Below are 20,802 nucleotides of genomic sequence, written 5' to 3' on the forward strand. Positions count from 1 at the left end.
GCAACCGCGCGAATCCCGATGAGCTTGCACAGGCAAGTGATTCGGGTGAGAAAGGGCGGCCGACAAAGATGCAGCTTGAAGTGTGACGGGTAAATAGCCGAAAACGGAAACGAGAATCTCATGAGTGACTACAAGAATACCCTGAACTTGCCGGAAACAGGGTTCCCGATGCGCGGCGATCTCGCCAAGCGCGAACCTGGCATGCTGCAACGTTGGTATGAACAGGATCTGTACGGGATGATTCGTACTGCCAAAAAGGGCAAAAAAACCTTCATTTTGCATGACGGCCCTCCGTATGCGAACGGCAGCATTCACATTGGTCACTCGGTTAACAAGATTCTCAAAGACATTATCATCAAGTCGAAAGGGATGGCCGGCTTCGACTCGCCTTATGTGCCGGGTTGGGACTGCCACGGCCTGCCGATCGAACTGAAGGTTGAACAGCTGTACGGCAAACCGGGCGAGAAGCTGACGGCGGCCGAGTTCCGCCAGAAGTGCCGCGAGTACGCGGCCGAGCAGGTTGAAGGCCAGAAGAAGGACTTCATCCGCCTGGGCGTGCTGGGCGACTGGGATCGCCCGTACCTGACCATGGACTTCAAAACCGAAGCCAACATCATCCGCGCGCTGGGCAAGATCATCAGCAACGGCCACCTGCTGAAAGGCGCCAAGCCGGTTCACTGGTGCACCGACTGCGGATCGTCGCTGGCGGAAGCGGAAGTGGAGTACTACGACAAGACTTCGCCGTCGATCGACGTGAGCTTCCATGCGGCCGACGCGGCTGCCGTGGCGGCCAAGTTCGGCGTGAGCCACTTCAACGGGACTATCTCCCTGGTTATCTGGACCACCACCCCGTGGACCCTGCCGGCCAACCGCGCGATCTCGCTGCACCCGGACTTCACCTACCAGCTGGTGCAGGTTGACGGCCAGTGCCTGATCCTGGCGGCCGAGCTGGTGGAAAGCGTGATGAAACGCGCCGGCATCACCGAATGGACGGTGCTGGGCAGCTGCAAAGGCGCCGATCTGGAACTGCTGCGCTTCAAACACCCGTTCATGGACTTCGACGTGCCGGCGATCCTCGGCGAGCACGTGACGCTGGACGCCGGTACCGGTGCGGTGCACACCGCGCCAGGCCACGGCCCGGATGACTTCGTGATCGGCCAGAAATACGGCCTGGAAGTGGCCAACCCGGTGGGGCCGAACGGTTGCTACCTGACCGGCACCTACCCGCTGCTGGACGGCAAGTTCGTCTTCAAGGCCAACGATCTGATCGTCGACCTGCTGCGTGAGAAAGGCGCGCTGCTGCACGTCGAGAAGTTCCTGCACAGCTATCCGTGCTGCTGGCGCCACAAGACGCCGATCATCTTCCGCGCCACGCCGCAATGGTTCGTCAGCATGGATCAGAAAGGCCTGCGTCAGCAGTCGCTGGAAGAGATCAAAGGCGTGCAGTGGATCCCGGATTGGGGCCAGGCGCGCATCGAAATGATGGTGGCCAACCGCCCGGACTGGTGCATCTCGCGTCAGCGCACCTGGGGCGTGCCGATGTCGCTGTTCGTGCACAAAGAAACCGAGCAACTGCACCCGCGCACCGTTGAGCTGATGGAAGAAGTGGCCAAGCGGGTCGAGCAAGACGGCATTCAGGCCTGGTGGGATCTGGACGCGGCCGACATCCTCGGCGCGGAAGCCGCCGACTACGTGAAAGTGCCGGACACGCTGGACGTGTGGTTCGATTCTGGTTCCACCCACGCTTCGGTGGTCGACGTGCGCCCTGAGTTCCAGGGCCACAGCGCCGACATGTATCTGGAAGGCTCCGACCAACACCGCGGCTGGTTCATGTCATCGCTGATGATCTCCACCGCGATGAAAGGTAAGGCGCCTTATAAAGAAGTGCTGACCCACGGCTTCACCGTCGATGGCCAGGGCCGCAAGATGTCCAAGTCGATCGGCAACACCGTCAGCCCGCAGGACGTGATGAACAAGCTGGGCGGTGACATTCTGCGCCTGTGGGTGGCGTCGACCGATTACACCGGCGAAATCGCGGTGTCCGACGAGATCCTCAAGCGTTCCGCCGACTCTTATCGCCGCATCCGCAACACCGCGCGCTTCCTGCTGGCCAACCTGAACGGGTTCGAGCCGAGCACCGACTGCGTAGCGCCGGAAGACATGGTGGTGCTGGATCGCTGGGCGGTCGGCCGTGCGCTGGCGGCGCAGCAGGATATCGAGCAGGCTTACGCCAACTACGATTTCCACGAAGTGGTGCAGCGTCTGATGCAGTTCTGCTCGGTCGAGATGGGCTCCTTCTACCTGGATATCATCAAGGATCGTCAGTACACCGCGAAGAGCGACAGCGTCGCCCGCCGCAGCTGCCAGACCGCGCTGTATCACATCGTGGAAGCGCTGGTGCGCTGGATGGCGCCGATTATGTCGTTCACTGCGGACGAGATCTGGGGCTTCATGCCGGGCAAACGCGCGCAGTACGTGTTCACCGAAGAGTGGTACGACGGCCTGTTCGGGCTGGCGGAAGGCGAGCCGATGAACGACGCTTTCTGGGCCGAGCTGCTGAAAGTGCGCGGTGAAGTGAACAAGGTGCTGGAGCAGGCGCGTGCAGACAAACGCCTCGGCGGTTCGCTGGAAGCGGCGGTGACGCTGTATGCCGACAGCGAGCTGGCGGCGCGCCTGAACAGCCTGCAGGATGAGCTGCGCTTCGTGCTGCTGACCTCTGCGGCAAGCGTTGCGCCATTGGCGGATGCGCCGGCCGACGCGCAGGCTTCCGAGCTGCTGAAAGGGCTGAAGATCGCCTTCAGCACGGCGCCGGGTGAGAAGTGCCCGCGCTGCTGGCATTACACCACCGATATCGGCCTGGTGGCGGAGCATGCAGACATCTGCGGCCGCTGTGTAAGCAACGTCGCCGGTGACGGCGAGAAGCGTAACTTTGCCTGAGAATTCGCGCCTGATGAGTAAACCAATTTGTTCGACCGGCCTGCGTTGGCTGTGGGTTGTGGTGGCGGTGCTGGCGCTGGATTTCGGCAGCAAGCAGTGGATCCTCGCTAACTTTACGCTGGGCCAGTCCCAGCCGTTGATCCCGTCGTTCAACCTGTTTTACGCGCGCAATTACGGCGCTGCGTTCAGCTTCCTGGCCGATCACGGCGGTTGGCAGCGCTGGTTCTTCGCCGGCATCGCCATCGCCATCGTCGCGGTGCTGCTGGTGATGATGTACCGCAGTGCGGCGCAGCAGAAGTTGAACAACATCGCCTACGCCTTCATCATCGGCGGGGCGTTGGGCAATCTGTTCGATCGCCTGTGGCACGGTTTCGTAGTCGATTTCATCGACTTCTACGTCGGTGACTGGCACTACCCGACCTTCAATCTGGCGGACAGCTTTATCTGCGTGGGTGCGGCGATGATCGTGCTGGAAGGTTTCCTGTCGCCGGCGAACAAAGGCGCAAAGAGTAAAGGTGAGTAACATGACGGCTCAGATTATCAGTGACAGCGCGGTGCTGGTTCACTTTACGCTGAAACTGGAAGACGGTTCGACCGCCGAATCTACCCGCAGCAGCGGCAAACCGGCGCTGTTCCGTCTGGGTGACGGTAGCCTGTCGGCGCCGCTGGAGGCGCAGCTGCTCGGCCTGCGCGCGGGCGACAAATGCGCCTTTACCCTGCAGCCGGAAGCGGCGTTCGGCGCGGAGAACCCGGATCTGGTCCAGTTCTTCTCGCGCCGCGACTTTGCGGAAACCGGCGTACCGGACGTGGGCACCATCATGCTGTTTACCGCCATCGACGGCAGTGAAATGCCGGGTGTGGTGCGCGCGGTGGCGGAAGATTCGATCACCGTCGATTTCAACCATCCGCTGGCGGGCCATCCGGTGACCTTCGATATCGAAGTGCTGGAGATCGATCCGCAGCAGGAGGAGACGCATGCAAATATTGCTGGCTAACCCGCGCGGCTTCTGCGCCGGGGTTGATCGTGCGATCAGCATCGTGGAACGCGCGCTGGAACTGTATGGCGCACCGATCTACGTGCGGCATGAAGTGGTGCACAACCGCTACGTGGTCGACAGCCTGCGTGAGCGCGGCGCGGTGTTTATCGAAGAGATCGCCGAAGTGCCGGACGGCTCTATCCTGATCTTCTCGGCGCACGGCGTTTCTCAGGCGGTGCGTGCCGAAGCCAAGGCGCGCGATCTGACCATGCTGTTCGACGCCACTTGCCCGCTGGTGACCAAGGTGCATATGGAAGTGGCGCGCGCCAGCCGCCGCGGCACCGAAGCGATTCTGATCGGTCACGCCGGGCATCCGGAGGTGGAAGGCACCATGGGCCAGTACAGCAACCCGCAGGGCGGCATGTACCTGGTCGAGTCGCCGGAAGACGTGTGGAAGCTGCAGGTGAAAGATGAAAGCAACCTGTGCTTCATGACGCAGACCACGCTGTCGGTTGATGATACCTCGGACGTGATCGACGCTCTGCGCCAGCGTTTCCCGAGCATTATCGGCCCGCGCAAGGATGACATTTGCTACGCTACCACCAACCGTCAGGAAGCGGTGCGCAACCTGGCCGGCGATGCGGACGTGGTGCTGGTGGTGGGGTCTAAAAACTCCTCCAACTCCAACCGTCTGGCGGAACTGGCGCAGCGCGTCGGCAAACCGGCTTATCTTATCGATTCGGCGGCGGATATTCAGGAGAGTTGGCTGAGCGGGGCGCGCCACATCGGCGTTACCGCCGGTGCCTCAGCGCCGGACGTGCTGGTGCAGGAGGTGATCTCTCGCCTGAAAGCGCTGGGCGGCCTGGACGTGCATGAAATCAGCGGGCGTGAAGAGAACATCGTGTTCGAAGTGCCGAAAGAGTTGCGCGTGGACGTTCGCCAGATTGACTGATATGCGTTAATGAATGACAACGGGGAGCTTAGGCTTCCCGTTTTTTTTTTGGGAATACGGTGCGGGGTTAAAAATAACATTCTGGCATATTCAAATTTTCTGCTAACTAAAGTCAAATTTATTCTGAGTATTTGAAATAGAGTCTGCATCATTAATTATATCGGCTGGAGAAAAGTCATTAAGAGGAATATCATTAGGCTGCAATCTAAATAGGGCCTGGTGTTGGTAAAGTGATTACAATAATTACAATAGTGGTCTTGCAGATGTTTCTTATTTTATTCTTGTCGAATATGTTCTACGGCGTTTAATCCTTTCTCCTTTAAATAGAGCTTCATATGCTCCAGCAATCGTCGGACTTTTAATGGCTGGATCTCCCGGCGCGGCATTATGGCATAGCAATTAATTTCCGGTAATCGCCAGTCGGGCAATATTTCAATCAGCTCGCCGCTGCGCAACTCACGCTCAACGTTGGCGAAGAAATTGCGAATGATGCCTTTGCCGGTCAGCGCCAGTTCCTTCATCGCCATACCGCTGTTGGTGAACAAGCGCCCGGTCATGCGCATGCGGTGTTCACCGCCGTCGCGATGGATCAGACGAACAAACTGCGGGTTGCCGAGCGGTGTAAAGGTCACCCAGTGGTGATGCGTCAGCGCCTGCGGCGAATCCGGCACGCCGTGGTGCGCCAGGTAGGCCGGCGAGGCGCACAACACTTCGCGGCAGCGTGCCAGCCGCGTGGAAACGTAGCTGGAGTCGGCCAGCACGCCGCCACGTATCGCCAGATCGATGCGTTGCGTGATGAGGTCTATCTTCTCATCGTGGATTTCCAGTCGCAGCGTAAGCTGCGGGTGTTCATCGAGGAAGCTCTGCAGCGCCGGCACCAGATAGTGGGTGGCGAATTCGGTGGAGGTGGCGACGCGCAGTTCGCCGACCAGTTCGCCACGCAGCGCGGCGATCCGTTGTTGGCCTCTTTCGGCGGCGTGGATCATCAGCAGGCAATCTTCATAAAAGCACAATCCGGCTTCGGTCAGACTCAATGAACGCGTCGATCGCAGCAGTAATTGAATGCCCAGATGTTCCTCCAACTGGCGAATATGTTGGCTGACGGCCGATGTCGTCATGCCCAATTCTTTTGCCGCCATGCTGAATGCGCCGCAATCGACCACTTTTGAGAAAATGGCCATGCGTTTTAAAATATTGCTCATAGTTTGTTAAGCACAACTTAACCAAGATTGTGAATTATACGGGCTAATAATATAGCACCATCTCTTCTATATTGCCTGAAGCATATAAACGCCGGGCTGATTATTATCTCGCAGAGGTTTTTTCTCTTTTTGATAAATCTTATTGCGCTTTTCAATAATACACCCGCGCCGCATCGCAACAGGAGCACATTGTGGACAGCGTTCAGAAAGATGAAATAGCGTTAAAAATCCTACGTGAATTATTGCAATACCGCCGCCGTTTCCCCGGCGGCGACACCTCAATTGCCGAAGAAGAACAGCGGGTCACTCAGGTGCAGTTGCCACGCATTCGGGCATTCATTGAAAACGAGCAGCGCATCGAATTCGTGCTGCCGGCCTTTCCGACCAAGTCACCCAACACCAACAAGGTGATCGGCGCGGTGCCGGATATGGCGGAGCGGCTGTCGCTGATCTTCCTCAATTCGCTGTGCCAACGTATTCAGCTCTATTACCCGCCGGGTGCGCATATCGTTATCTGCTCCGACGGCCACGTGTTCGGCGATCTGATCCGCGTCAGCGACGACGCGATCAACCACTATCAGCGTGAGATTGAAAGCCTGCTGCATGAAGTGGGCGCGACGCACCTGAGCGTGTTCAACCTCGGCGACGTCAAAGGCCTGGCGGAGCATACCGATGATTACGACCTGCTGCGCCGGCTGTTGGTGGACGGCTACGCCGAATCGGAAGAGGCGATCAAGCAACAGCTGATGCAGGACGAACAGGGTCTCTTGCTGTACCGCGCCATCACGCGCTTCCTGTATGAAGACAGCCAGCTGCCGGGCTACAGCGGTTCCAACGCCGCGCTGCAGAAAGACGCCAAACAGCGTGCCTGCGGCGTGATCCAGCGCAGCTGGGCCTGGGGCAACCTGCTGGCGCAGCACTTCCCGGCGGCGATCCGTCTGTCGATTCACCCGCAGCCGGTCGACAGCCTGAAGATGGGCATCCATATGATGCCGACCAAAGACGACTGGCTGACGCCGTGGCACGGCGTGGCGGCCAACGTGAACGGCCAGTTCGTGCTGATGAAGCGTAAAGACGCGCAGAGCCTGGACGGTGAACTGGTGGAGATTCGCGGCACGCCGAGCCATTACCTGATCGAGCAGCCGCAGATGGCCTAAGGCCGCTGCAAGCTTTTGCGCCCGAAATCCTGGCGGGCGCGTTTTTGACGGCACGTTGCCGTGTGAGCAGCACATTCGATGCAAGGAGAATACCGATGAACAACCAACCGCTTAATTGCCACATCCAACCGAATACCCCGTTCGGCGCGATCCTGACGCCGCAGCATCCGGGGCAAAAGATCGGCGAGCTGCCGGTGGCGGCGCTGCGAGCGCTGGCGCAGGAACACCACTTGCTGGTGCTGCGCGGATTCGACTCCGGTTTCAGCGAGGCGGAAGTCCTGACTCGCTATGCCGAACAGTGGGGCGAGATCATGATGTGGCCGTTCGGTGCGGTGCTGGACGTGAAGGAGCATCCTGACGCCAAGGATCATATCTTCGACAGCAGCTACGTCCCGCTGCATTGGGATGGCATGTATAAGCCGACCATCCCCGAGTTCCAGCTGTTCCACTGCGTAGCGGCACCTTCTCAGGACGAAGGCGGATGCACCACCTTCGTCGACACCACGCGGCTGCTGGCCAATGCGGACGAAGCGCTGCTGGATCAGTGGCTGTCGGTCTCGATCACCTACCGCATCAAACAGGTGGTGCATTACGGTGGCGAAGTCTGTTCGCCGCTGGTGGTGCAGCACCCGAACGGCAGGGGGTTAATCATGCGCTACAATGAACCGCCGACGGAGGGGAAAAAATTCCTCAACCAGCATGCGCTGGAATATCACGGCGTGCCTGAACAGCAGCAGGAACAATTCCACCACACCCTGCAGCAGCATCTGTACGATCCGCGTCACTATTATGCTCACCAATGGCAACAGGGTGACGTAGTGGTGGCGGACAACTTCTCGCTGCTGCATGGCCGTGAGGGCTTTACCGCCCGTTCCGCGCGTCATTTGCAGCGCGTGCATATCCAGAGCAACCCGGTGTGCGCCAATCTGGCGCTGAAGCCGGCCAACGCAGAAGCGTAAAGGAGCATTATGGCAAGGATACTGATGGCGGCGGTCGCCACTCCGGGGCACGTCTACCCGATGTTAGCCATCGCTCGCCACCTGATTGCCCAAGGGCATCAGGTGCGGGTGATGACCGGCGCGCTGTTCCGCGAACGCGCCGAGGCGGTTGGGGCAAGCTTCGTGCCGTTCGACGCGCAGGTGGATTTCGATTATCGCCACCTGGAGGAACATTTCCCCGAGCGCGCCGCGCTGCCGCCGGGCAATGCGCAGATGGCGCTGGCGCTGAAGGATTTCTTCGCCGCACCGATCCCGTTGCTGGATCGGCAGCTGCGTGCGGCCATCGCCGCCGAAAAGATCGACCTGCTGATGGTGGAGAACTGCTTCTACGGCGTGCTGCCGCTGCTGCAGTCCGCCGAGCGGCCGCCGGTCTTCGGTATCGGCGTCACACCGCTGTCGTATTCTTCGCGCGATGCTATTTTTTATGGCCCGCGTATCCCGCCGGCGCTGCTGCCGCGGGCGCTGACCCGCGAGCAACTGGTGGATGAAGCGACGCGGGTGTTGCTTGATGAGGTGCAGCAAAGCTTTGATGCGGCACTGGTGCAGGCGGGCGGGCGGGCGCTGAATCGCCCGTTTACCGACGCGCTGATCGGCGGCTGCGAGCGTTTCCTGCAGTTGGCCACCACGGCGCTGGAATATGAGCGCGACGATCTGCCGAGCGGCGTGCGCTTCGTCGGCCCGCTGCGCAGCGGCGGCCAGCCGGCGGCGGAAGAGACGCTGTGGGAGAAGGACGATGATCGGCCGCTGGTGATCGTGTCTCAGGGCACGCTGGCCAATGTCGATTTGCATCAGCTGATCGTACCGACGCTGCAAGCGCTGGCGCATCTGCCGGTGAGGGTGTTGGCCACCACCGGCGGGCGGGCGACGGAAGGGCTGATGGAGGCACTGCCGGGCAATACCAGAGTACGGAAGTTTATCTCCTTCGAACGCTGGCTGCCGGAGGCGGCGCTGCTGATCACCAACGGCGGTTATGGCTCGATCAACTATGCGCTGGACAGCGGCGTGCCGCTGATCGTCGCCGGCACCGGCGAAGACAAACTGGAGGCGGCCGCGCGCGTGGTGGCCGCCGGCTGCGGCATCAGCCTGCACACCAGCACGCCGAGCGCCGAACAGATTCTGGCGGCGGCGACGCGTATTCTGCAACAGCCGATCTATCGGCAACGCGCGGCGCTGGTACGTGAGGACTATGCTCGCTACGACGCGCTGACGGCGATTGCCAACGAAGTGGCCGCCATTACCGCCTGACCTCGCCGTTCTCCCTTCCTCAGGCGCCGTTTTCGGCGCCTTTTTTCTGCATTTTTTTGCCATGCAAACTGCATGATTATGTACAATCGTCGCAGGCCGCCAAATCGGTTGAATGTTAATCTCACGACAGCGCCGCTGATGAGAACGGAGGAATATCATAATTTTCTAATTATGAAATGAATCCTCTGGCGACGCTGAAGCGGGGCGGTTACCCTGAATCGATAGCCTAATGGGATAGGCGTCAAATCAAGAAGAGAGCAAGCATGAGTGATTCACAAATCCGCATTGCGATTGCGGGCGCCGGCGGCCGGATGGGCCGTCAATTGATCCAGGCGGTGCAGCAGGCGGAAGGCGTGGTGTTGGGGGCAGCGTTGTCGCGCCCGGGCTCCAGCCTGGTCGGCGTCGACGCCGGCGAACTGGCGGGCATCGGCGCGTTGGGCGTCAAGGTGAGCGACAGTCTGGAGAAGGTGGCGAACGAGTTCGATATTTTGATCGACTTCACCCGCCCGGAAAGCACCCGGGGCTACCTGGATTTTTGCGTGGCGCACCATAAGGCGATGGTGATTGGCACTACCGGCTTCGATGACGCCGGCAAACAGGCGATCCGCGATGCGGCGCAGCATATCGGCATCGTGTTCGCCGCCAACTTCAGCGTCGGCGTTAACCTGGTGCTGAAACTGCTGGAGAAGGCCGCGCAGGTGATGGGCGACTATACCGATATCGAAATCGTCGAGGCACACCACCGCCACAAAGTGGATGCGCCGTCGGGCACGGCGTTGGCCATGGGCGAAGCGATCGCCGGCGCGCTGGGGCGCGATCTGAAAAGTTGCGCGGTCTATGCGCGCGAAGGCCATACCGGCGAACGCGATCCGAAAAGCATCGGCTTTGCCACCATTCGCGCCGGCGACATCGTCGGCGAGCACACCGCGATGTTCGCCGACATCGGTGAACGGGTGGAAATCACCCATAAGGCCTCCAGCCGTATGACTTTTGCCAGCGGCGCGGTGCGCGCGGCCGCCTGGTTGCATAATCGGGATAAAGGCCTGTTTGATATGCGCGACGTGTTGAATTTGGACCAATTATAATTGATTTGCATACCATCGTGATGTGGTTGTATTGATCATAATGCTATGATAATCGGACAATAATTTTATTGTCCTTTTTTTTAACATGAAAAATGAAGCATTGGTGTGATTTTGTTTCATTGACTGTTATTTATTGATATTTACCTTGCTAATCATCCCGTTTTTATCCGCCAAATCCCATTTTAAGGTCTTTTTGAGTCTATTCTGGCGCCATTTTCCGTCATTCAGCCTCGCAACCGTTTTCCAGCCCCGGTTTTCTGTGTTTTTATCGTCGCTCAAGCCGCATGAGCGGCGAGAACTGCAAAAATAAAACAAAAAACGGCAGTTTGGGTAGACAAGCCGGGCACTCATCATTAAAATGCGCCCAATTTGCCAAAAATTGGCCTCGCGGACGGTTTTTGCATTGATTTAGATCGTGATATCTGAATTAATATGCAAATATTGTGATTGATTATTCCTCGGAGGATGTTTTGATAAAGTCAGCGCTATTGGTTCTGGAAGACGGAACCCAATTCCACGGTCGGGCCATCGGGGCAGAGGGAACGGCAGTGGGGGAAGTGGTCTTCAATACGTCGATGACCGGTTATCAAGAAATCCTCACTGATCCTTCCTATTCCCGCCAGATCGTTACTCTTACTTATCCTCATATCGGCAATGTCGGCACCAATGCTTCCGACGAAGAATCCTCCGCAGTACACGCCCAAGGCCTCGTCATTCGTGACCTCCCGCTGATCGCCAGCAACTACCGCAACGAAGAAAGCCTGTCCGACTACCTCAAGCGTCACAACATCGTGGCGATCGCCGATATCGATACCCGTAAATTAACCCGCCTGCTGCGCGAGAAGGGCGCCCAGAACGGCTGCATCATCGCCGCCGACTCGCCGGACGCCGCGCTGGCCCTGGCCAAGGCGCAAGGTTTCCCGGGGTTGAAGGGCATGGATCTGGCGAAAGAAGTCACCACCCGAGAGGCCTACAGCTGGCAGCAAGGCAGCTGGACGCTTGAAGGCGACCTGCCTGAAGCCAAAACCGCCGCGGAGCTGCCGTTCCACGTGGTGGCTTACGACTACGGCGCCAAGCGCAACATCCTGCGCATGCTGGTGGATCGCGGCTGCCGCCTGACCGTGGTGCCGGCACAGACCCCGGCCGACGAGGTGCTGAAAATGAATCCGGACGGCATCTTCCTGTCCAACGGCCCGGGCGACCCGGAGCCGTGCGACTACGCCATCGCCGCCATCAAACAGTTCCTGGAAACCGACATTCCGGTGTTCGGCATCTGCCTGGGCCACCAACTGCTGGCGCTGGCCAGCGGGGCGAAAACCATGAAGATGAAGCTCGGCCACCACGGCGGCAACCACCCGGTGAAGGATCTGGACAACAACACCGTGATGATCACCGCGCAGAACCACGGCTTCGCCGTCGATGAAAACAACCTGCCGGCGAACCTGCGCGTGACGCACAAATCGCTGTTCGACCACACGGTGCAGGGCATTCACCGCACCGACAAGGCGGCGTTCAGCTTCCAGGGGCACCCGGAAGCCAGCCCAGGCCCGCACGACGCCGCGCCGCTGTTCGATCACTTTATCGAACTGATTGAGACTCACCGTTCTAACGCCAAATAATCAGGAGCAGTAAAAAATGCCAAAACGTACAGACATAAAAAGCATCCTGATCCTCGGCGCTGGCCCGATCGTTATCGGCCAGGCGTGTGAGTTCGACTACTCGGGTGCCCAGGCGTGTAAAGCGCTGCGCGAAGAGGGTTACCGCGTCATTCTGGTCAACTCCAACCCGGCGACCATCATGACCGACCCGGAAATGGCCGACGCGACCTACATCGAGCCGATCCACTGGGAAGTGGTGCGCAAGATCATCGAAAAAGAGCGCCCGGATGCGGTGCTGCCGACCATGGGCGGCCAGACGGCGCTGAACTGCGCGCTGGAGCTGGAGCGTCAGGGCGTGCTGGCCGAGTTTGGCGTTACCATGATCGGCGCGACCGCCGATGCGATCGACAAGGCCGAAGACCGTCGCCGTTTCGACGTGGCGATGAAGAAAATCGGTCTGGACACCGCGCGTTCCGGCATCGCGCACACCATGGAAGAAGCGCTGGCGGTGGCCGCTGACGTCGGCTTCCCGTGCATCATCCGTCCTTCCTTTACCATGGGCGGCACCGGCGGCGGCATCGCCTACAACCGCGAAGAGTTCGAAGAGATCTGCGAACGCGGTCTCGACCTGTCGCCGACCAAAGAACTGCTGATCGACGAATCGCTGATCGGTTGGAAAGAGTACGAGATGGAGGTGGTGCGCGATAAGAACGACAACTGCATCATCGTCTGCTCCATCGAAAACTTCGACGCCATGGGCATCCACACCGGCGACTCGATCACCGTCGCACCGGCCCAGACCCTGACCGACAAGGAATACCAAATCATGCGCAACGCCTCGATGGCGGTGCTGCGTGAGATCGGCGTCGAAACCGGCGGCTCCAACGTGCAGTTCTCGGTCAACCCGAAAACCGGCCGCCTGATCGTTATCGAAATGAACCCGCGCGTGTCGCGCTCCTCGGCGCTGGCGTCGAAAGCCACCGGCTTCCCTATCGCCAGCGCCGAGGCCAAGCTGGCGGTGGGCTACACCCTCGATGAGCTGATGAACGACATCACCGGCGGCCGCACCCCGGCGTCGTTCGAACCGTCCATCGACTATGTCGTGACCAAGATCCCGCGCTTCAACTTCGAGAAGTTCGCCGGCGCCAACGACCGCCTGACCACCCAGATGAAATCGGTCGGCGAAGTGATGGCCATCGGCCGCACCCAACAGGAGTCGCTGCAAAAAGCGCTGCGCGGTCTGGAAGTGGGTGCCACCGGCTTCGATCCGAAAGTCAGCCTGGACGATCCGGAAGCGCTGACCAAAATCCGCCGTGAGCTGAAAGACGCCGGTTCCGACCGCATCTGGTACATCGCCGACGCCTTCCGCGCCGGTCTGTCGGTCGACGGCGTCTTCAACCTGACTAACGTCGACCGCTGGTTCCTGGTGCAGATTGAAGAGCTGGTGCGCCTGGAAGAGCAGGTGGCCGACGCGGGCATCAACGGCCTGAACAAAGAATTCCTGCGCACCCTGAAGCGCAAGGGCTTCGCCGATGCGCGTCTGGCCAAGCTGGCCGGCGTCGCCGAGAGTGAAATTCGCAAGCTGCGCCACAGCCACGGCCTGCATCCGGTGTACAAGCGCGTGGATACCTGCGCGGCGGAATTCGCCACCGACACCGCCTACATGTATTCCACCTATGAAGAAGAGTGCGAGTCCAACCCGACCAACGACCGGCCGAAAGTGATGGTGCTGGGCGGCGGGCCGAACCGTATCGGTCAGGGCATCGAGTTCGACTACTGCTGCGTGCACGCCTCGCTGGCGCTGCGCGAAGACGGTTACGAGACCATCATGGTCAACTGCAACCCGGAAACCGTCTCTACCGACTACGACACCTCCGACCGCCTGTACTTTGAGCCGGTAACGCTGGAAGACGTGCTGGAAATCGTGCGTATCGAGAAGCCGAAAGGCGTTATCGTGCAGTACGGCGGCCAGACCCCGCTGAAGCTGGCGCGCGAGCTGGAAGCCGCAGGCGTGCCGATCATCGGTACCAGCCCGGATGCCATCGACCGTGCCGAAGACCGCGAACGCTTCCAGCAGGCGGTCAACCGCCTGGGCCTGAAGCAGCCGGCCAACGCCACCGTCACCGCCATCGAGCAGGCGGTAGAGAAGGCGGCGGGCATCGGCTATCCGCTGGTGGTGCGTCCTTCCTACGTGCTGGGCGGTCGGGCGATGGAAATCGTCTATGACGAAATCGACCTGCGCCGCTACTTCCAGACCGCAGTCAGCGTGTCCAACGATGCACCGGTGTTGCTGGACCGCTTCCTGGACGACGCGGTGGAAGTGGACGTCGATGCTATCTGCGACGGCGAGCGCGTGCTGATTGGCGGCATCATGGAGCACATCGAGCAGGCGGGCGTGCACTCCGGCGACTCCGCGTGTTCGCTGCCGGCGTACACCCTGAGCCAGGAAATTCAGGACGTGATGCGTCGTCAGGTGGAAAAACTGGCGTTCGAGCTGCAGGTGCGCGGCCTGATGAACGTGCAGTTCGCGGTGAAAGACAACGAAGTCTACCTGATTGAAGTGAACCCGCGCGCCGCGCGTACCGTGCCGTTCGTGTCCAAAGCGACCGGCGTGCCGCTGGCCAAAGTAGCCGCGCGCGTGATGGCGGGCAAAACGCTGGTCGAGCAGGGCGTGACCGAAGAAATTATCCCGCCGTACTACTCGGTGAAAGAAGTGGTGCTGCCGTTCAACAAATTCCCGGGCGTCGACCCGATTCTGGGGCCGGAAATGCGCTCTACCGGGGAAGTGATGGGCGTGGGCCGCACCTTTGCGGAAGCCTTCTCCAAAGCGATGCTGGGCAGTAACTCGGGCATGAAGAAGCAGGGCCGCGCGCTGCTGTCGGTGCGTGAAGGCGACAAGGCTCGCGTGGTCGATTTGGCCGCCAGCCTGCTGAAGCAGGGCTTCGAGCTGGACGCCACCCACGGCACCGCAGTGGTGCTGGGCGAAGCGGGCATCAACCCGCGCCTGGTCAACAAGGTGCACGAAGGGCGTCCGCACATTCAGGACCGTATCAAGAACGGCGAGTACACCTACATCGTCAACACCACGGCCGGCCGTCAGGCGATTGAAGACTCCAAGCTGATTCGCCGCAGTGCCCTGCAGTACAAGGTGCACTACGACACCACGCTGAACGGCGGCTTCGCCACCGCGATGGCGCTGAAAGCGGATCCGACCGAACAGGTGACTTCGGTGCAGGAAATGCACGCGCGTATCGATAAGTAACCGCGCGAGAACGTTACGCCAGGGCGCTGCAGATGCAGCGCCTTTTTTTATTCAGCGAATTTGTCGGCTGACGTTAAAAATTTCCGCTATCAATCAGTGGGCAAACTGTCACTCTGTGTGATTGGTATATGCTTGGTGTATTGGCAAGGAACGAAGGAACGACGATAACAATGATTTTGATAATTTATGCTCACCCATATCCCCGGCATTCGCATGCCAATCAGCGCCTGTTGCAGGCGGTGAGGGATCTCCCCGAGGTAGAGGTGCGCTCGCTGTATGAGCTGTATCCTGATTTCAATATCGACATCAACGCCGAGCAGCGGGCGCTGGAGCGCGCCGACCTGGTGGTGCTGCAGCATCCGATGCAGTGGTACAGCTTCCCGCCGCTGTTGAAGCTGTGGATCGACAAAGTGCTGGAGCACGGTTGGGCCTACGGCCACGACGGCAATGCGCTGGTGGGTAAAGACTGCCTGTGGGCGGTGACCAGCGGTGGCGACGAGCACCACTTCGAGCTGGGCGACTTTCCCAACTTTGCTACGCTAGGACAGCCGCTGCAGGCCACGGCGATCTACTGCGGCATGAACTGGCAGCCTTATTTCGCCCTGCACAACACCTTTACCTGCAACGAGCCGGCGCTGCTCGCCGCCGGCGAAGCCTATCGCCAGCGGTTGGTCGACTACCTGATGGAACATGCCGAAGCGGAAACACGGGAGGCCAGCCATGGATAACCACCACATGATGATCGAGGGGCTGATCTACCTCGGCTCCGCCGCGCTGTTTGTGCCGATCGCGGTGCGACTGGGGCTGGGCTCGGTACTCGGTTACCTGATCGCCGGCTGCATCATCGGCCCCTGGGGGCTGAAACTGGTATCGGACGCCGAGTCGATCCTGACCTTCGCCGAGATCGGCGTGGTGCTGATGCTGTTTATTATCGGCCTGGAGCTGGATCCCAAGCGGCTGTGGACGCTGCGCGCCTCGGTGTTCGGCGGCGGCAGCATTCAGATGGTGGGCTGCGGCCTGGCGCTGAGCGCCTTCTGTTACTTCCTCGGCCTCAACTGGAAGGTGGCGCTGTTGATCGGTTTGACGCTGGCGCTCTCATCCACCGCCATTGCCATGCAGGCGATGAGCGAACGCAATTTGACGCCGTCGCCGATCGGCCGCAGCGCGTTTGCGGTGCTGCTGTTCCAGGATATCGCGGCGATCCCGCTGGTGGCGATGATCCCGCTGCTGGCCAGCAGCGGCGCCACCACCACGCTGGGCGCTTTTGTGCTGTCGGCGGCCAAGGTGGTGGGCGCACTGGTGATGGTGGTGCTGCTCGGCCGCTACGTCACCCGCCCGCTGTTGCATTTCGTCGCCCGTTCGGGCATGCGCGAGGTATTCAGCGCCGTGGCGCTGTTCCTGGTGTTCGGCTTTGGCATCCTGCTGGAGATGGCCGGGCTGTCGATGGCGATGGGGGCGTTCCTCGCCGGGGTGCTGCTGGCGAGCTCGGAATACCGCCACGCGCTGGAGAGCGATATTCAGCCGTTCAAGGGGCTGCTGCTGGGGCTGTTCTTTATCGGCGTCGGCATGTCGATCGACTTCGGCACGCTGTTCCATCACCCGCTGCTGATCGCCTCGCTGCTGCTGGGCTTTATGCTGATCAAGGCGGCGCTGCTGTGGCTGATTGGGCCGCTGCTCGGCGTGCCGAAGCGCCAGCGCGGCCTGTTCGCCATTCTGCTGGGGCAGGGCAGTGAGTTCGCTTTCGTTATCTTCAGCGCCGCACAGCTGGCCGGCGTATTGCCGGTCGAATGGGCCAAGTCGCTGACGCTGGCGGTGGCGCTGTCGATGGCGGCCACGCCGCTGCTGTTGGTGATCGCCGCGCAGCTGGAGAAAAATGCGCCGAAAGAGGAGCGCCCGGCTGACGTCATTGACGACGAAAATGCCAGCGTGATCATCGCCGGCTTCGGCCGTTTCGGTCAGATCGCCGGCCGCTTGCTGTTGGCCAACGGCGTACACACCGTGGTACTGGATCACGATCCGGACCATATCGAGACGCTGCGCAAATTCGACACCAAGGTGTTCTACGGCGACGCCACGCGCGCCGATTTGCTGGAGGCCGCCGGCGCCGCCCACGCCAAGGTGTTGATCAACGCCATCGACGACGTGGAAGACAGCCTGGCGTTAACCGAGCTGGCCAGGCAGCACTTCCCGCATCTGAAGGTGGTGGCGCGGGCGCGCGACGTCGATCACTGGTATCAGCTGCGGCAGTTGGGGGTGGAAAAGCCGGAGCGTGAAACCTTTGAAAGCTCGCTGCGCATCGGCCGTGAAACGCTGGAGCTGCTGGGGCTGGACGCCTATGAGGCGCGCGAGAAGGCAGACACGTTCCGCCGCTATAACCTGAAGATGCTGGAAGACACGCTGGAGAATTATCAGGACACCGAGTTCCGCATCGCCAGCCTGCAGCGGGCCAAAGAGATGCTCAGCGCGGCCATCGAGCAGGATCAGAATCGGCTGGCGCGGGTGCAGCAGACCGGCTGGCGCGGCAGTATCGACGGCAAGGCGCCGGAGGACGAAGTGGTGGAAGCCAAAGGATAACCGCAGGGGCGCCAGATTGGCGCCCCGTTTTTTTGCTTAGCTCAGCGCGACCTTGATGCCTAAGGCGATCAGCATACCGCCCAGCAGCTTGTCGACGATTTTCTGGGTCTTTTCCAACCCGCGGCGCACCGGACCGCTTTGGATCAGGAACACCAGCAGCGGCCACCAGATGACCGACAGGCCGAGAATAATCCCCGCGTACCACAGCTTGTCGGCCAGGCCGGAATCGATCTGCAGCACCTGGGTGAATACCGCCAGGAAGAACAGGGTGGCTTTCGGGTTCAGCAGGTTGCACAGGTAGCCTTGCGCAAAGGCGCTCTTCAGGCTGACCTGTTGCTGCGGCAGATTGCTGACGTTCATCTTGCCGCCGCCGCGCGACAGCAGCGCCTGGATGCCGATCCACACTAGATAGACCGCCCCGGCGTATTTCAGCAGGTTAAACAGCCACGGCGTGGTGGTGATCACCACCGCCAGCCCGGCGACGCAGTAGGACATGTGGGTGGCGACACCGCAGATCACGCCGAAGGCGGTCATCATGGCGGCCAGCCGCGGATAGCGGGCGGCGTTTTTGATCACCAGGAAAAAATCCGGGCCGGGGGAGAGCATGCCGAGGGCGGCAATGCCGGCGACGAACAGCGAAGTTTCAAGCATGGGGCGTCTCGCGCAAAAGACAGAGTTCTGGCGATAATAACGCCGCTTCCTCTGATGCGCATCAACCCAATGAGGTATTGTTAGGCTCTATGATAATAATTCATCTACCGCCAGCGACGGAGCACCATGCAGCAGACTACCGCCACAGACATGCCGGAGCCGCACCGGCAACAGCGTGAAATTACCCGCCTGTGCATTCAATGCGCCATGCTGCTGTTGCAGCATGGCGCCGAGAGCACGGTGGTGGAACAGCTGTCGACCCGCCTGGGGTTGGCGCTGGGGATGGACAGCGTGGAAAGTTCAATCTCCGCCAATGCGGTGGTGTTGACCACCCTCAGCCATGGCGCCTGCCTGACCACCACCCGCAAGAATGTCGATCGCGGCATCAATATGCAGGTGGTGACCGAAGTGCAGCATATCGTGATCCTCGCCGAGCACCATCTGGCGGATGCGCACGACGTGGCGCGTCGCTTTGAAAGGATCCGGCCGCTACGCTACCCGCGCTGGCTGGTGGTGCTGATGGTGGGCCTGTCCTGTGGATGTTTCAGCATGCTCAACGGCGGCGGCGGCGACGCCTTTTTGGTGACCTTTATCGCCAGCGGCGCGGCGATGCTGGTACGTCAAATCCTCACCGCCCGTCATATGAATCCGCTGATCAATTTTTGCCTGACGGCGTTTGTCGCGACGTCGATCTCCGGACTGCTGCTGCGCCTGCCGGCGTTTAAAGACACCTCCAGCGTGGCGATGGCCGCCAGCGTGCTGTTGCTGGTACCGGGCTTCCCGCTGATCAACGCGGTGGCCGATATGTTCAAGGGGCACGTCAATACCGGGCTGGCGCGCTGGGCGATGGCCAGCCTGCTGACGCTGGCGACCTGCATCGGGGTGGTGATGGCGATGTCGCTGTGGGATCTGCGGGGGTGGTCATGAGTCTGCTGTGGGCATTGTTGCAGGAGATGCTGTTGGCGGCGGTGCCGGCGCTGGGCTTTGCCATGGTGTTCAACGTGCCGCTGCGCGCGCTGCGCTATTGCGCGCTGCTCGGGGCCATCGGGCGCGGCTCGCGCATGCTGATGATGCACGGCGGCATGAACATCGAGTGGGCCTCGCTGCTGGCGGCGATCCTGATCGGTATCATCGGTATCTACTGGTCGCGCTGGCTGTTGGCGCATCCCAAGGTGTTCACCGTGGCGGCGGTGATCCCGATGTTCCCCGGCATTTCCGCCTATACCGCGATGATAACTGTGGTAGAGATCTCACATCTGGGCTACAGCGAAGCCTTGATGGAGACCATGATCACCAACTTCCTCAAGGCCAGTTTCATCGTCGGCGCGTTGTCGATCGGCCTGTCGTTGCCGGGCCTGTGGCTGTACCGCAAACGCCCCGGCGTGTGAAATTTCCCGGCGGGAGAACGTTGGTTATTAGATATGCTGATAAGAGCTATCTTATATATTCATCTTGCTTGATTAGCCTATCGACGGCACTCAGGCCTTTACGTATAGTGTCACCAATTTTGCTGCCTACACAGGGTTAAACAATGATTATCAGCCTGATCGCTGCCTTGGCGGCGGATCGCGTTATTGGCATGGAAAACGCCATGCCGTGGCACCTGCCGGCGGACCTTGCGTGGTTTAAACGCAACACGTTGAACAAACCGGTTATTATGGGCCGCAAGACCTTCGAGTCCATCGGCCGCCCGTTGCCGGGCCGCCACAATATCGTTTTGAGCAGCCGTCCGGGCAGCGAAGCCGGGGTGACCTGGGTGACCTCGCTGGATGAAGCGCTGGCCGCCGCCGGCGACGTGGAAGAAGTGATGGTGATCGGCGGTGGGCGTATCTATACCCAGCTGCTGCCGCGCGCCGATCGTCTTTACCTGACGCACATCGACGCCGAAGTCGGCGGCGATACCCACTTCCCGGATTATGAGCCGGACGAGTGGGAAACCACCTTCAGCGAGTTCCACGACGCCGACGATCTGAACTCGCACAGCTACTGCTTCGAGATCCTGCAGCGCCGCTGATTTCAGCGCGTTAGCCAACTCTCCCCGGGGGCGCAAGCAATTGCGCCCCCGGCCTTTTTGCGCCCGTCGTCCGTAACCTTTCCGTCACATTACCTGATTAGTATGAAGCCCAACTCCGAGCGCCCCGGCAACTCTGGTGAATCTTGACCG

Annotated in this window: 17 protein-coding genes; 15 read left to right on the plus strand and 2 right to left on the minus strand. The window is 60.4% G+C overall.

What is annotated here, in order from left to right; translation table 11 throughout:
* Nucleotides 1-120 precede the first annotated feature (120 nt).
* Genes ileS through ispH form a run of 4 tightly spaced genes read left to right on the plus strand, consistent with a single transcriptional unit; the run spans nucleotide 121 to nucleotide 4,866 of the window.
* A complete protein-coding gene (gene ileS, locus FUU19_RS03135) occupies nucleotides 121-2,937 on the plus strand; it encodes an isoleucine--tRNA ligase (RefSeq protein ID WP_141971023.1) in 2,817 nt (938 codons plus the stop codon).
* A gap of 13 nt (nucleotides 2,938-2,950) precedes the next feature.
* Nucleotides 2,951-3,460 carry a signal peptidase II gene (lspA, locus tag FUU19_RS03140; protein WP_025301524.1) on the plus strand — a complete coding sequence of 170 codons (510 nt, stop codon included), beginning with the start codon at nucleotides 2,951-2,953 and terminating at the stop codon, nucleotides 3,458-3,460.
* 1 nt (nucleotide 3,461) lies between these two features.
* Nucleotides 3,462-3,932 (plus strand): FKBP-type peptidyl-prolyl cis-trans isomerase, encoded by a 471-nt coding sequence (fkpB, locus tag FUU19_RS03145; RefSeq protein WP_038628869.1) that lies wholly within the window; start codon nucleotides 3,462-3,464, stop codon nucleotides 3,930-3,932.
* Complete coding sequence (gene ispH / locus FUU19_RS03150) at nucleotides 3,913-4,866, plus strand: 4-hydroxy-3-methylbut-2-enyl diphosphate reductase (protein ID WP_141971021.1); 954 nt, start codon at nucleotides 3,913-3,915, stop codon at nucleotides 4,864-4,866. The genes fkpB and ispH overlap by 20 nt, the downstream gene beginning before the upstream one ends.
* 275 nt (nucleotides 4,867-5,141) lie before the next feature.
* On the opposite strand, the gene FUU19_RS03155 is transcribed toward ispH, so the two are convergent.
* Complete coding sequence (locus FUU19_RS03155; RefSeq protein WP_141971020.1) at nucleotides 5,142-6,068, minus strand: LysR family transcriptional regulator; 927 nt, start codon at nucleotides 6,066-6,068, stop codon at nucleotides 5,142-5,144.
* 191 nt (nucleotides 6,069-6,259) lie between these two features.
* On the opposite strand from FUU19_RS03155, the gene pvcA reads away from it, so the two are divergent.
* The 8 genes from pvcA to kefC all read left to right on the plus strand — a co-directional run bounded on the left by pvcA (nucleotide 6,260) and on the right by kefC (nucleotide 17,987).
* Nucleotides 6,260-7,225, plus strand: coding sequence for an L-tyrosine isonitrile synthase (pvcA, locus tag FUU19_RS03160; protein WP_141971018.1), 966 nt, complete (start codon nucleotides 6,260-6,262; stop codon nucleotides 7,223-7,225).
* 95 nt (nucleotides 7,226-7,320) lie between these two features.
* Entirely contained in the window at nucleotides 7,321-8,184 is an 864-nt protein-coding gene (locus FUU19_RS03165; protein ID WP_049272798.1) for a TauD/TfdA dioxygenase family protein, read from the plus strand.
* A 24-nt stretch (nucleotides 8,185-8,208) separates the two neighbouring features.
* Complete coding sequence (locus tag FUU19_RS03170; protein ID WP_230489630.1) at nucleotides 8,209-9,468, plus strand: glycosyltransferase; 1,260 nt, start codon at nucleotides 8,209-8,211, stop codon at nucleotides 9,466-9,468.
* A gap of 263 nt (nucleotides 9,469-9,731) precedes the next feature.
* A complete protein-coding gene (gene dapB / locus FUU19_RS03175; protein ID WP_060422408.1) occupies nucleotides 9,732-10,553 on the plus strand; it encodes a 4-hydroxy-tetrahydrodipicolinate reductase in 822 nt (273 codons plus the stop codon).
* 470 nt (nucleotides 10,554-11,023) lie between these two features.
* The gene (gene carA / locus FUU19_RS03180) at nucleotides 11,024-12,172 is read left to right on the plus strand and encodes a glutamine-hydrolyzing carbamoyl-phosphate synthase small subunit (RefSeq protein ID WP_141971017.1); all 1,149 of its coding nucleotides are present in this window, start codon (nucleotides 11,024-11,026) and stop codon (nucleotides 12,170-12,172) included.
* Nucleotides 12,173-12,188: 16 nt separating this feature from the next.
* On the plus strand, nucleotides 12,189-15,413 hold the full coding sequence (gene carB, locus FUU19_RS03185; protein WP_230507071.1) for a carbamoyl-phosphate synthase large subunit: 3,225 nt from the start codon (nucleotides 12,189-12,191) through the stop codon (nucleotides 15,411-15,413).
* A 170-nt stretch (nucleotides 15,414-15,583) separates the two neighbouring features.
* Nucleotides 15,584-16,141, plus strand: coding sequence for a glutathione-regulated potassium-efflux system oxidoreductase KefF (gene kefF, locus FUU19_RS03190; protein WP_141971012.1), 558 nt, complete (start codon nucleotides 15,584-15,586; stop codon nucleotides 16,139-16,141).
* Complete coding sequence (gene kefC, locus FUU19_RS03195) at nucleotides 16,134-17,987, plus strand: glutathione-regulated potassium-efflux system protein KefC (RefSeq protein WP_202670054.1); 1,854 nt, start codon at nucleotides 16,134-16,136, stop codon at nucleotides 17,985-17,987. Before kefF ends, kefC begins: the two co-directional genes overlap by 8 nt.
* Before the next feature lie 36 nt (nucleotides 17,988-18,023).
* On the opposite strand, the gene FUU19_RS03200 is transcribed toward kefC, so the two are convergent.
* Nucleotides 18,024-18,638, minus strand: coding sequence for a LysE family translocator (locus FUU19_RS03200; RefSeq protein WP_230489593.1), 615 nt, complete (start codon nucleotides 18,636-18,638; stop codon nucleotides 18,024-18,026).
* Between the two features lie 126 nt (nucleotides 18,639-18,764).
* Here FUU19_RS03200 and FUU19_RS03205 point away from each other — a divergent pair, with 126 nt between their 5' ends.
* From FUU19_RS03205 to folA, 3 genes are all read left to right on the plus strand, one after another.
* A complete protein-coding gene (locus FUU19_RS03205; protein WP_230507072.1) occupies nucleotides 18,765-19,565 on the plus strand; it encodes a threonine/serine exporter family protein in 801 nt (266 codons plus the stop codon).
* Complete coding sequence (locus FUU19_RS03210; protein WP_033637072.1) at nucleotides 19,562-20,026, plus strand: threonine/serine exporter; 465 nt, start codon at nucleotides 19,562-19,564, stop codon at nucleotides 20,024-20,026. The genes FUU19_RS03205 and FUU19_RS03210 overlap by 4 nt, the downstream gene beginning before the upstream one ends.
* 143 nt (nucleotides 20,027-20,169) lie before the next feature.
* Nucleotides 20,170-20,652, plus strand: a complete 483-nt coding sequence (folA, locus tag FUU19_RS03215) for a type 3 dihydrofolate reductase (RefSeq protein ID WP_019455037.1) — start codon at nucleotides 20,170-20,172, stop codon at nucleotides 20,650-20,652.
* Nucleotides 20,653-20,802: the final 150 nt, after the last annotated feature.

Source organism: Serratia montpellierensis (assembly GCF_020858655.1).
Classification (GTDB): Bacteria; Pseudomonadota; Gammaproteobacteria; order Enterobacterales; family Enterobacteriaceae; genus Serratia; species Serratia montpellierensis.